The organism is Leucobacter chromiiresistens (assembly GCF_001477055.1).
GTDB classification, from domain to species: Bacteria; Actinomycetota; Actinomycetes; order Actinomycetales; family Microbacteriaceae; genus Leucobacter; species Leucobacter chromiiresistens_A.
The window spans coordinates 1-12,619 of record NZ_LDRK01000009.1; the positions used below are offsets into that span (position 1 = coordinate 1).

Sequence of the window (12,619 nt, forward strand, 5' to 3'; positions counted from 1 at the left end):
GACCCGTCCGCGAACGGCCCCCCGATCACTGATCGGAGGGCCGTTCGCGGACGGGTCAGACGGCGGTGTAGCCGCCGTCGATCAGGTAGTAGGCGCCCGTGACGAAGGAGGCGTCTTCCGAGAGCAGGAACCGCACCACCTTCGCAATCTCCTCGGGGCGGCCGAGGCGCCCGAGCGGATGCTTGGCGACCAGACCCTCCTTCACCTCCGCGGGCGCTCCGGCGAGGAGCGGGGTGTCGATGTAGCCGGGGCCGACCGCGTTGATGCGCAGCCCGGCGGGGCCGTACTCCGCGGCGGCATTCTTGGTCAGGCCCACCACGGCGTGCTTCGTCGCGGTGTAGGCGGAGTTGCCGAGCGCCGCGACGGCGCCGTGAATCGAGGCCATGTTGACGATCGCGCCCTCGGCGGCGCCCGATTCGAGAATGGCCGGGATCTGATAGCGCAGGCCGTAGGCGACGCCGCTCAGGTTGATGCCGACCACCGTGTTCCAGCCGTCGAGGTCGAGCTCGCCGGTGGGGGCGGACGGGCCGCCGATGCCCGCGTTGTTGAACGCGTAGTTGAGCTTGCCGTACGTCTCGACGGCGAATTCGACGGCCTTGCGGCTGTCGTCGGCCTGCGCGGTGTCGCCCTGGATCGCGACCGCCTCGCCGCCGGCCGACGTGATCTCATCGACGACGCGCTGCGCGGCCTCGAGCTTGATGTCGGTCACGACGACCTTGACGCCGTGCCCCGCGAGCTCTTTCGCGGTGGCCTCTCCGATGCCGGATCCGCCCCCCGTGACGATCGCAACCTTGTCTGCGAATGCCATTCGTTGCTCCTCTACGTCCCGATCCACGGGCCGCCGGCGCATCGGGTGGCGCGACTGAGTTCGCCCGGATGAATCGCTGCACCCAGCTTAAACCCGTGGGCGCGATGCGGGGGTGGCCCCTCCCACCCACTGGGCAGCGCGCGCTCGCGGGGTTACGCTGAACGCATGGCGGCGACCGACCTCGACCTCATTCCCGCGGGAACCGTGTTCACGCCGGCGCAGATCGTGCACTACTCCGATCCCGATGCGCGCACCCTCGATGAGGCGATCGGGGAGGCCGATGTGCTGGTGAGCGCCCCGCACGCGGGTGCGGCGATCCCGGAGGAGGTCGCCGAGTTCCTCGCGCCGGAGCTCACGCGCCGGCTCCAGTACGACTTCAGCGACGTGTCGACGGCCTCGGTGGTGCGGCGCTGGGCCGAGATCGATCCGCGCATCGTCGCCGTCGTGAACCCGCATCCGAGACTCGTGCGGGATCCGAACCGGCCGAAGCCCGCAGACCCCCGAGCCGATCTCGCGGCGGCGGTCGAGCGCGTCCGGGCGGCGGGGCCGTGGCAGCCGGTCGATCTCACGGGCGTCGACGCGATCCGCCCGGTCACCTTCTCGTTCTTCCCCATCCTGCGGATCCCCGATACGGAGGCCGGGGTGCAGCGACTGGTCGACACGTTCGCGGCGACCGCCGCGCAGGGGGTCGACGTCTACGAGCGCACCCGCGACGAGCTCACCGACCGCTTCCTGGAGCGCGGGTTCGCGCACGGCGGATCGTTCACGCGACTGTCGTTCCACGACACCATGAACACGACGACGACGCGTGACGGGGCCGTGGCGGTGCCGCGCGACGAGCAGGATCGCCTCCCCTCGATCGTCGCACTGTCGAATCGGGGCGACCACCGCGGCGAGGCGCGCGATCCCGAGGATCCGCCGACGATGCCGCCGGAGAGGCTGCGGCGGCTCGCGGCGGCGCACCGCGCCGGTTTCGAGAGCGCGGACGCCGCTTCCGTCCTGCTCAATCAGCCGTATCTCGGCAGCCAGGAGATCCGCGCCGACGGGGCGAGGTTCCGCCGGCTGGCCGATGCCGCGACGGATGCCGGTCTGCGGCTCGGCGCCGTGCAGGCGGAGTTCCTCCGGGAGTTCCTGCTCGGAGCCGCCGCCGCTGAGGCGCTGCACGAGCCGGGAACCGGCTGGATCGTCGAGGACGGGGCCCGCGTCGACGCCCTCGCCCATGCCTGCAAGCGCTCCTGGGATGCGTTCAGAGACGAGCGATAGCGGCAGGGCGAGCCGCAGCGGGCGGGCGAGTGCGCCCCGGCCCGCCGGATCGCGGCAGGGCTAGCCGCCCCACAGGGCTCCGAAGGCCGCTCCCGCTGCGATGGTCGTGGCCGCCAGCACGAGCGTCGGCACGAAGAAGGAGTGGTCGACGAGCTTCGTGCCCAGCTTCGTGCTGCCCGAGGTGTCGAAGTTCGCCGCCGCGATCTGCGAGCCGTTCGTGGGCAGCAGGTAGATCCCGGCGAAGGCGCCGGCCCACATGCCCGAGAGCAGCCCGAGCGGAATGCCGGCGGCGAGGCCGATCGGCACGATCGTGCGGGTCGCGGTCGATTGGCTGGTGGTGAGCACGCACACGAGGAAGATGCCGAGGGCGAACACCCATGGCGCCGCCGTCACCAGTCCGCCGACGCCGCCCGCGATGAGGTCGGTGTGGGCGCTGAGGAACGTGTCCGTGAGCCACGCGAGGCCGAACAGTGCGATCGCCGACACCATGCCGGCCTTGAACACCGTCATCGTCGGGATGTCCGCGACCTTGGGGCGCGAGATCAGCAGAATCAGGGTGCCCGCGACGAACATGACGATCTCGATGATCGGCGTCATCGCGATGGGATCGCCTGCGGCGTCGAGTGGTCGCAGGCCCTTGACGAGTCCGAAGACGACGATGGCCGCGACGCCGAGCAGGAAGACGGCGGCGGCGTTGCGGCCGGCGGTCGTCACGGTCACCGCGGCGCGCACCGCCTGAGCGTCGGCGTGGGGGTCTGCGAGGTCGCCCGCTGCGATTCTCGCCTGGATCTCGGGGTCATCGGCGATGTCCTTGCCGAGTCGATTCACCACGATGCTCGACAGGACGATGCCCACGACGGCGGCGGGAATGGTGACCTTCAAGATGTCGATCAGCTCGAAGTTCCAGGGCGCGGTGTCGGTGAGCGTGACCATCGCCGCCATCGCGGCGGAGACCGGGCTGCAGGCGAGCGCCACACCCGTCGCGACGACCGACAGCGACAGCGGCCGCGAGGGCCGGATCCCGTTGCGGTAGGCGAGATCCTGGATCACGGGGAGCAGCGGATAGAGGATGTTCGAGGTGCCCGCACCGACGGAGAACAGGAACGCGACGAGCGGCGCGACCAGTGTGATCTGCCGCGGGCTCCGCTCGATCAGCTTCGCGGCGATCGAGACCATCCAGTCGATGCCCCCTGCCGCCTGCATCATGGATGATGCCAGCACCACGACGAGCACGATCAGCAGGGCGTCGACCGGCGGGCTTCCGGGAGCGAGTCTGAAGACGAAGACGAGGATCGCGACCCCCGTGCCGCCCCAGAGGCCGAGGCCGACGCCGCTCGAACGGGTGCCCATCACGATGCAGCCGAGCACCACCAGCAGCTGAGAGACGAACAGCACGGTTTCCATCGCGGCTCCTGCCCGGTGCACCCCCGCGCACCCCTAGGGTCAGCGTACTGAGCACCGGCCGGCTCCGGAAGGCTCGGCATCGGGTTCGGGCACCACCCCCATCTGACGCATCCGGAGGAGGCCGTCCGGCTCATCGCCGATGTCGTCGCAGCGACGTGAGGCGCCCGGCGCGGGGCGCCGCGCTCCCGCACGCCGGGCGTCGGTCGGCGCTCGCGCGCCGCGCTACCGCACGCCGGGGTTCTCGCGCAGATACTTCACGGCGTCCTGCTCGCTGATCGCCGTCAACCCGCGCGAGGTGTGCGAGATCGCATTCAGCGCGACGACCCAGGCCTTGCTGATCTTCGGCTCGCGGCTCCCCGAGAAGTGGAACGCGATCGGCGAGTGCGGGGAGATCCACACCGACATCTCGTTGTCGGCGAGGCACTGCGGGTGCCAGGTCAGGAAGAAGCACTCCATCTTCATCAGTTTGCGCTCGATGACGACCTGCAGATGCGCGAGCAGTCGATCCTCGAACTCGTACGTGGTACCGCCGTACACCAGGTGTCCCATCGGGTGTCCAGTCCTTTCGTTCCGACCACCCACCCACTCGCGAGCGTATCGCATGAACGAGAAAAGGCTCCCACCGCCGAAGCGGTGGAAGCCAGTGCTGCAGTGCCCCCGGAGGGAATCGAACCCCCGACCTACGGTACCGGAAACCGGCGCTCTATCCCCTGAGCTACGGAGGCGAGCATGTGCAACCCCACCAGACTAGCGCAATTCTCGAGGCGCTCCGCACCCCGGCGGTGCGCGGGGCGCGTCGGCGCGCCGGTAGAATCGATCCTCGTGACGCCACAAGAACTCTCTCAAGCTCTCGCCGCCATTCTCGCCGACCTCGTCGCGGCTCGCGGATCCGACATCGAGGTCACCGAGCAGGACACGCAGGTGGAGCGACCGAAGAATCGCGATCACGGGGACTGGGCGTCGAACGCGGCCATGAAGTTCGCGAAGCGCGTCGGGGCGAACCCGCGCGAGCTCGCCGAGGAGATCGTCGCGCGCGCGCTGCAGATCGACGGCATCGCGCACGCCGAGGTCGCCGGGCCGGGGTTCATCAACTTGACGCTCGACGCCGCGAGCGCCGGGGAGACGGCGCGGCGCGTGGTCGAGCAGGGGGAGCGCTACGGGCGCTCCGACGTGCTCGCGGGTCAGAGCATCAACCTGGAGTTCGTCTCGGCGAACCCCACCGGGCCATTGCACATGGGGCACACCCGCTGGGCGGCGCTCGGCGATTCGACGGCTCGCGTGCTGCGCGCCGCCGGGGCGCAGGTCACGAGCGAGTACTACATCAACGACGCCGGCTCGCAGATGAACAAGTTCGGGCGATCCGTGCTCGCCGCGGTGCTCGGGGAGGATGCTCCGGAGGACGCTTACCCGGGCGAGTACATCCAGGAGCTCGGGCGCAAGGTGCGCGAGCAGCTCCCGTACATCGTGGAGCTCGCCGCGAGCGACCGTGCGCAGGCCCTCGAGGAGGTGCAGGAGGCGGCTTACCAGACGCAGCTCGCCGAGATCAAGGATTCGCTCGAGCGCTTCAACGTCCACTTCGACGTGTACTTCTCCGAGCGCTCACTGCACGAGGCGGGGCCCGACGGATCGCCGAGCCCGATCTCCTCGGCCATCGACCGCCTGCGCGAGCAGGGGTACGTGTTCGAGGAGGACGACGCGATCTGGGTGCGCACCACCGCCTTCGGCGACGACAAGGATCGCGTCTTCACCCGCGGCAACGGCGTCTACACCTACTTCGCCGCGGATGCGGCCTACTACCTCTCGAAGATGGATCGCGGCTTCGGCGAGAAGATCTACCTGCTGGGTGCCGACCACCACGGCTACATCGGGCGCCTGACCGCCATCGCAGGCGCTGCGGGCGACAACATCGAGACCGACATCTCGGTGCTCATCGGTCAGCTCGTGAACCTCAACGGGGCGCGCCTCTCGAAGCGCGCGGGCAACATCATCGAGCTCGACGATCTGCTCGAGTGGCTCGGATCGGACGCCCTCCGCTACTGGCTCGCGCGGTACCCGGCCGATTCGCCGCTGTCGCTCGACGGCGAGAAGGTGCGCAGCCGCACGAACGACAACCCGGTGTTCTACGTGCAGTACGCGCACGCGCGCACGTGCGCGGTGGATCGGAACGCCGAGGCGGCGGGCATCGACCGTAGCGCCTTCGCACCCGAGCTGCTGACGCACGCGACCGAGACGGAGCTGCTCGGCAAGCTGCAGCAGTACCCGGGTATCGTCGCCGGCGCCGCGGAGCTGCGCGAGCCGCACCGCATCGCCCGCTTCCTCGAGGAGCTCGCGGGGGCCTACCACCGGTGGTACGACAACTGTCGCGTGATTCCGCTGGGCGAGGAGCCCGTCGCAGACCTGCACCGCACCCGCCTGTGGCTGAACGACGCCGCGGGCCAGGTGCTGCGGAACGGGCTCGATCTGCTGGGCGTCTCCGCGCCCGAGCGGCTGTGACGGCGCGGGTCGGCTGATGCGTGCGCAGCGCGACGGATCGCGGTGGTGGACGAAGCTGATCATCGTCGTGGTGGTCGTCGGCCTGCTGGCGGGAGCCGCCGAGCTCGCGCTCCGGCTCATCATTCCGGGGGTCGTCGCAGGCGCGGTGCGCTCGCAGCTCGACCTGACCGACGATCATCCCGTCGACGTGGCGCTCGGCGGCTCTGCGCTGCTCAACGCCTTCCGCGGCGGCGTCGGCGACGTGCGGGTCGACGTGCCCGACGCGCCGCTCGTCGAGGGCGTGCAGGCGGATGCGTCGCTGCGCGCCGACCTGGTGCCGTTCACTCCGACGTCGGGCGAGATCTCCGACGGGTCCGTCGAGCTCCGCCTGGATCGGGAGCAGCTCGGTCCGGTGATCGAGACGGTGACGCAGGGCGTCGCCCAGTCCGGAGAGGTGCGCGACGGCGAGCTCGTGGTCGGCCGGGCCCTGGAGGCGTTCGGTCAGCAGGTCGACGTCTCGGCGCGTCTCGGCGTGCAGGCGGTCGACGGGGCGGTCGAGATCACCCCGTTGGGGCTGCAGGCCGCCGGCTTCGATTTCTCGGCCGAGCAGCTCGCGCAGGCCACCGGGACGCTGCTCGATCCCATTCTGCAGCCGCAGACCGTGTGCATCGCAGATCAGCTGCCGGTGGGGGTCACGCTCACCGACATCGTGCTCTCGAGCACAGGATCGGTGACCGTGCGCGCAGACCTCGCGCCCGGAATCCTCTCCGACCCCGAGCAGCAGCAGCCGGGCGTCTGCGGCTGATTCAGAGGCCGATCGCGCGCAGCGCCAGCCACGCGGCGGAGCGGTCGTCGGCGCGTGCGAGGTCCAGCCCGGTGAGAGCCTCGGCGCGGCGGATGCGCGAGACGAGCGTCTGGCGATGGATGCCGAGCCTCTCCGCACTCGCGCGGTGCGCCCCGTTCTCGGCGAGGAACACGTGCAGGGTGCGCGCGAGATCGTCGTGCCGCCCCCGGGTCTCCGCGAGCGGCTCGAGCAGGGCGGTCAGCCGCGAGCCCGTGGCGGTGTCGAGCGCCGAGAGCACGAGCTGCACGGAGGGCAGTTCGCCGTAGCGCGCGGTCGGCCTGCCGTCGTCGAGGGCGGCGTCGAGCGCCTGGTGGGCCTGCGCCGCGGTGCGGCCGAGCGACTGAGCGGGGGCGGGGTCGCCGACCCCGATGTGCACGCGGAGCCCGGCGACGGGCGCGAACGATGCGACGCGCTCGATCAGGTCGGGGGCGAGTTCGTCGCGCACGAACCCGCGGATGTGTCCGTGATCCGCTGCGAAGACGTGCTCCGCGCCGAGTTCGTCGAACCAGCGTCGGAGCAAACGTTCGAGGTCGATGGTGCGGGTGCGGGAGCCCAGCTCGAAGGCGGTGAGCGTGCGCTCGTGCACGCCCCAGCGGTGCAGCAGCGCCTCCGCGCGCGGCCCGCCGTCGACGAGGATGTCGATGAGCGCTCCGCGCCCCAGGTGCTCCGTCAGAGACGGGTCGTGACTGCGCAGCAGCAGGTCGAAGAGCGCCGCGGCCAGCGATGAGAGGTCTCGGGCGTGGCTGGTGCGGCTCGATCGTGTGGCGATCACGAGCGATCCGGCGAGATCCTGCTCCGAGCCCACGCGGTGCAGCTGCAGCCCGTCGTGGCGCACGCGCACGGGTCGCCCGAGTGCGAATGCGGCTGCGTCCGAGACGTGCAGCCGGCCGGCTCCGGCGCTCGCGATGACCTGTCCGTGCGCGTCGAGCAGCACCGCCCATCCGTCGATGCGGCGCGCGAGTTCCGCGATCACAGCGGTGACCCCGCCGCGTCGCGCGACCTGCGTCAGGACGTTCATGCCCGCGGTGACGAGTCGGTCGGCTGCGGCTCGGTCGTCGGCGATGAGCGCGCGGAGGGCGGCGTGCAGTGCGGGTCCGGCCAGGGCGGCGCCGAGGATCGCCGTCATGCCGTGCGCGGCGAGGCGTGCCCGCAGTGCGGCGTCGTCGTCGGGGGAGACGAAGACCGCTCCGAGGAGCGCGCCGCCCGGCGTCGGCTGCGCGAGGGCGTCGAGCAGCCGCTCGGGCGCTCCGGTCACGAGGGTGGCGTACTCGGGGTTGCCGATCACGACGTACTCCTCGAGTGCCGCGACGCCGTCGACGGGGGTGCGCTCGGGGAGTCGGGCGGCGACGCAGGTGCCGCCGACGGCGCGAGCCACGGCGGAGAGATCGAGGGCCACCGTCGAAGTGTACCAAGTGTCGATCCCGGGTTGCGAAGATCGACACCTGGTGCAGAGACAGGGGGCGCGGCGGATCCGTAGCATCCTTACGTCGCCGGCGTGGTCGTACGGGCCCGCATGCGGCGACGCGAAGCAAGCGAACGAGCGAAGGAGTGCAGCATGCAGGCTGTCGTGTTCCGAGACCCCGAGACCCGCGCGGAGGTCACCGATGTGACCCTGGCCGCGCCCCGAGCCGGCGAGGTGCGGGTGAAGATCGCCGCGGCCGGCGTGTGCCACTCCGATCTGCACGTGAAGCGCGGGGAGTGGGACGCACCCGCCCCCATGGTCATGGGGCACGAGGGCGCCGGCACCGTCGTCGAGCTCGGCGAGGGCGTCACCTCGCTCGCCGTCGGCGATCACGTCGTGCTCAGCTGGGTGCCGCCGTGCGGCGAGTGCCGCTACTGCCTGCAGGGCCACGAGGCCCGGTGCCAGAAGGTGGTCGAGGTCAACAACGCGCACGGCTCGCTGTTCGACGGCACCTCCCGCCTCAGCCGCACCGACGACGGCGAACCCCTGCGCCACTACCTGAGCGTCTCATCGTTCGCCGAGGAGGTGGTGGTGCCCGTCTCCGGCGCCATCAAGGTGCGCGACGACGCCCCGCTCGACGTCATCGCGGTCGTCGGTTGCGCGGTCGCCACCGGCGTCGGCGCGGTGCTGAACACCGCCGGCGTCGAGCCGGGGGCGACCGTGGCCGTCATCGGCTGCGGCGGCGTCGGCCTGAACGTCGTCCAGGGTGCGAAGCTCGCGGGCGCCGAGCGCATCATCGCGATCGACATCGTCCCCGAGAAGACCGCCATGGCGCTCCAGTTCGGGGCCACCGACCGCATCGACGCGTCCGAGCGCGACGCCGTCGAGCAGCTCTTCGATCTCATCCCCGACGGAGCGGACTACGTCTTCGACGCGATCGGCCGCACCTCGACGACGGAGCAGGCGATCCGCATGCTCGGTCTCGGCGGCGCCGCAGTGATCGTGGGGCTGCCGCCGACCGGCGCGCGGGCCTCCTTCGAACCGCTCGTGCTCGCGGAGGCCGATCAGCGCATCCTCGGCTCCAACTACGGCTCGGTGCGACCCTCCATCGACATCCCCGCCCTCGTCGACCGGTACATGGACGGCCAGCTGAAGCTCGATCCGCTCATCTCGGGCCGCCGCCCGCTCGCCGAAGCAGCCGAGGCCCTCGACGATCTCGAGACCGGGGGCGTGCTGCGCACCCTCCTCATCCCCTGAGCGCTCCCACCGCACCGCACCGGAAAGCAGTCATGACCACCACAGCACCACGCACCGCCGACGCCGGCCTGAGAGAGGGCGTCATGTCGGGCCCCGAGCTCGCCGCGCAGGCCATCGCCAGCATCGCCCCGAGCGCCGTCATCGCCTTCACGGCGGCCTCCATCTACCTCGGCGCCGGCAACGGCACCGTATTCGCCTTCCTCCTCGCCACCATCGTGATCCTCTGCGTGGGCTACATCGTCTCGATGTTCGCCCGACAGCACGCATCTGCGGGGTCCCTCTACACGTACGTCGCGAAGGGGCTGGGCCCGACGGGGGCATTCGCCGCCGGAGTCGCGCTGCTCATCGGCTCCTGGGGCATCGCCGCGGGCTCGCTGGGCGGTGCGATCTCGTACACCTCCGACCTGCTCCAGATCTTCGGCGTCCCGGCCACCGGAACGGTGTGGCTCGTCGTGCTGGCCGTCGTCATCGGCGGCCTGGCGACGTTCTTCACCATCCGCGGCATCCGCATCTCGGCGCGGGTCTCGCTCGTGCTCGAGCTCGTGTCGGTCGCCATCATCCTCGTGCTCCTCGTCGCCGCGCTCGTGTGGCTCGGGCCCGAGGCGTGGGATCCCGGTCAGTTCTCGTTCGACGGCGTGCCGTTCCAGGGAGTCGCCGCCGGCATGGTGCTCGGCATCCTCGGATTCGTCGGGTTCTCCTCCGCAGACGCCCTCGGGCGCGAGGCCCGCAATCCCCACACCGCGATCCCGCGCGCCATCATGTGGAGCGCCGTCGCGGTCGGCGTGCTGTACGTCTTCGCCGCCTACACGCAGATCGCGGTGCTCGGCGACGAGCTCGGCGAGGTGGCGAGCCCGCTGCAGGCCATCGACGAGCGCATCGGCATGCCCGCATGGTTCGCGCCGCTCCTCGTCTTCGGCGTCGCCGCGTCGTTCTTCGCGGTCGTGGTCGCGCCCCTGAACGTCGTCGGGCGCATCGTCTACGTCATGGGCAAGGAGGGCGTTGTGCCCGAGCGCTTCGGTCGCACGCACGCCACGCACCTCACGCCGCATCGCGTGCTCCTCGTCGCGGGCCCGGCCGCGATCGCGCTCGACGTCATCCTGATCGTCGCGGGCACGCACCCCATGGACATCGTCGTGTGGGTCGACACCTACGCGACGTACGGGTACATGGTCGCGTACGCGCTCGTCGCCGTCGCCGGCATCGCCTACACGCGGCGTCACGGCATGCGGAGCGGCGCGATCACGATCGCCGCGGTCGTCGCCGTGCTCGCGATGGCGTACGTGTTCTTCGCGAACGTGTGGCCGGTGCCGGCGTTCCCCATCAACATCCTCCCGTACCTGTTCGCGGCCACCATGCTGCTCGCCTTCCTCCGCTTCGGGTGGCTGCGCGCGAAGCGCCCCGAGGTGCTGCAGCGCATCGGCAACACCCACACCGACATGCTCGAGGGCGTCGGCTAGCGCCGGAACCGTCGGCCATCGGGCCGGTCGCGATCCCTCCCGCGCGGAGGTCGCGGCCGGCCCGACCGCATTCCGGGGCGGGCCGTCTCACCCGGTAAGCTGGACGGGTTCGTTCAGAGACCGGGTCTCCGTGCGCACGGCTTCAGGGGCCAATCCGGGTCCGCTCGCCATCGGCCGCCCGTCCGCGGCCTGCGGGCGCGACGGACACCCGGCAGACCCACCCCAGGAAGACCGATCCCAGGAGCGACGATGGCACAGGCGAACCCCGCCGCCGACCCGAACGCGATCGACCCCCGCGTGTTCCCGCCCTCCGCGCGACGCGGGGCCGAGTGCCGCGAGCTGAAGCTCGGCGGAATCCGAGCCACCGCCCTCACCGAGGAGCACGGCTCTCCGCTGTACGTGGTCGACGAGCAGGCGGCCCGCACCCGGGCGCGCGACGTGCGCGCCGCACTCGAGGCGGAGGCCGCGCGCATCGGCACCGGCGCCACGGTGTACTACGCGGGAAAGGCGTTCCTGTGCGTCGAGGTGGCGCAGTGGATGGCCGACGAGGGGCTCGCGATCGATGTCGCGAGCGGGGGAGAGCTCGCGGTGGCGCTCGCCGCCGGCGTGCACCCGGCGCGCATCGGCTTCCACGGCAACAACAAGTCGGCGGGCGAGATCGCGCGCGCCGTCGAGGCCGGCGTCGGCACGATCATCATCGACAGCGAACTCGAGACCGAGCGCATCGCCCGCGCCGCCGCCGCCGCGGGGCGCCGGCAGCGGGTGCGCCTGCGCGTCAACAGCGGCGTGCACGCCTCGACGCACGACTTCCTCGCGACCTCGCACGAGGATCAGAAGTTCGGGCAGCCGCTCGCCGAAGCGCCCCGACTCGTCGCCGCGATCCTCGCGCACGACAGCCTCGAGTTCGTCGGGCTGCACTGCCACATCGGGTCGCAGATCTTCGCGACCGACGGCTTCCGCGAATCGGCCCGGCGCCTGCTCGGGGCGTACCCCGAGCTCGAGCGGCTGCTCGGGGGGCCGGTTCCCGAGCTCAATCTCGGCGGAGGGTTCGGCATCGCCTACACGTCGGCGCAGGCCGACGAGGCTCCCGAGATCGCGTCGATCGCCCGGGAGCTCGCAGACATCGTGGCGGAGACCTGCGCCGAGGTCGGCATCGCGGTGCCGCAACTCGCCTTCGAGCCGGGGCGCGCGATCATCGGGCAGGCCGGCGTCACCCTGTACACCGTGGGCACCACCAAGCCCGTCCAGCTCGCGGGCTCCGACGCCGCAGCCGACGCCGCCGATCTCGGATTCGCCGAACGGCTCTACGTCAGCGTCGACGGCGGCATGAGCGACAACGCGAGGCCGGCGCTCTACGGCGCCGACTACCAGGTGCGCATCGCGAACCGCGTGAGCGAGGCCGATCCCGCCCTCGTGCGCGTCGTGGGCAAGCACTGCGAATCCGGCGACATCGTCGTGCAGCGCGACGTGCTGCCGGGCGACGTGCGTCCCGGCGACACGCTCGCCGTCGCCGTCACCGGCGCGTACTGCTGGTCGCTCTCCAGCAACTACAACTACGTGCCGCGGCCCCCCGTCGTCGCGGTGTCGAACGGCGCGGCGCGCGTCATCGTGCGCGGCGAGACCGAAGACGAGCTGCTCGCCAAGTCCGTGATTCCGGCGCCGGTGGCCCCGGCGCATGCGGGTTGAGGATCGCCCGCCCATCACCCTCCGCC

At 71.2% G+C, this 12,619-nt stretch carries 10 protein-coding genes and 1 tRNA gene; 6 read left to right on the forward strand and 5 right to left on the reverse strand.

The features are described from left to right. Positions 1-55: 55 nt before the first annotated feature. On the reverse strand, positions 56-808 hold the full coding sequence (locus tag NS354_RS01135) for an SDR family NAD(P)-dependent oxidoreductase (protein WP_058592793.1): 753 nt from the start codon (positions 806-808) through the stop codon (positions 56-58). A 165-nt stretch (positions 809-973) separates the two neighbouring features. Between NS354_RS01135 and NS354_RS01140 the strand changes: the two genes are divergently transcribed. Next, positions 974-2,071, forward strand: a complete 1,098-nt coding sequence (locus NS354_RS01140; RefSeq protein WP_058592794.1) for an N-formylglutamate amidohydrolase — start codon at positions 974-976, stop codon at positions 2,069-2,071. 60 nt (positions 2,072-2,131) lie between these two features. Here NS354_RS01140 and NS354_RS01145 read toward each other — a convergent pair whose 3' ends face one another. From NS354_RS01145 to NS354_RS01155, 3 genes are all read right to left on the reverse strand, one after another. After that, complete coding sequence (locus tag NS354_RS01145) at positions 2,132-3,475, reverse strand: anaerobic C4-dicarboxylate transporter (protein WP_058592795.1); 1,344 nt, start codon at positions 3,473-3,475, stop codon at positions 2,132-2,134. Positions 3,476-3,697: 222 nt separating this feature from the next. After that, positions 3,698-4,024: a hypothetical protein gene (locus tag NS354_RS01150; protein WP_058592796.1), complete on the reverse strand. Its 327-nt coding sequence runs from the start codon at positions 4,022-4,024 to the stop codon at positions 3,698-3,700. A 103-nt stretch (positions 4,025-4,127) separates the two neighbouring features. Beyond that, positions 4,128-4,200: transfer RNA gene (locus NS354_RS01155), tRNA-Arg, on the reverse strand. Between the two features lie 97 nt (positions 4,201-4,297). Here NS354_RS01155 and argS point away from each other — a divergent pair. Both argS and NS354_RS01165 read left to right on the forward strand, forming a co-directional pair. Further along, positions 4,298-5,968: an arginine--tRNA ligase gene (gene argS / locus NS354_RS01160; protein WP_058592797.1), complete on the forward strand. Its 1,671-nt coding sequence runs from the start codon at positions 4,298-4,300 to the stop codon at positions 5,966-5,968. 16 nt (positions 5,969-5,984) lie between these two features. Next, a complete protein-coding gene (locus NS354_RS01165; RefSeq protein ID WP_058592798.1) occupies positions 5,985-6,752 on the forward strand; it encodes an LmeA family phospholipid-binding protein in 768 nt (255 codons plus the stop codon). A gap of 1 nt (position 6,753) precedes the next feature. Here NS354_RS01165 and NS354_RS01170 read toward each other — a convergent pair whose 3' ends face one another. Continuing rightward, on the reverse strand, positions 6,754-8,187 hold the full coding sequence (locus tag NS354_RS01170) for a PucR family transcriptional regulator (protein ID WP_058592799.1): 1,434 nt from the start codon (positions 8,185-8,187) through the stop codon (positions 6,754-6,756). A gap of 159 nt (positions 8,188-8,346) precedes the next feature. Between NS354_RS01170 and NS354_RS01175 the strand changes: the two genes are divergently transcribed. The 3 genes from NS354_RS01175 to lysA all read left to right on the forward strand — a co-directional run bounded on the left by NS354_RS01175 (position 8,347) and on the right by lysA (position 12,593). Then, a complete protein-coding gene (locus NS354_RS01175; protein ID WP_058592800.1) occupies positions 8,347-9,450 on the forward strand; it encodes an alcohol dehydrogenase catalytic domain-containing protein in 1,104 nt (367 codons plus the stop codon). 32 nt (positions 9,451-9,482) lie between these two features. Next, positions 9,483-10,907: an APC family permease gene (locus tag NS354_RS01180; protein ID WP_058592801.1), complete on the forward strand. Its 1,425-nt coding sequence runs from the start codon at positions 9,483-9,485 to the stop codon at positions 10,905-10,907. Positions 10,908-11,156: 249 nt separating this feature from the next. Next, a complete protein-coding gene (gene lysA, locus NS354_RS01185; protein ID WP_058592802.1) occupies positions 11,157-12,593 on the forward strand; it encodes a diaminopimelate decarboxylase in 1,437 nt (478 codons plus the stop codon). Positions 12,594-12,619 lie beyond the last annotated feature (26 nt).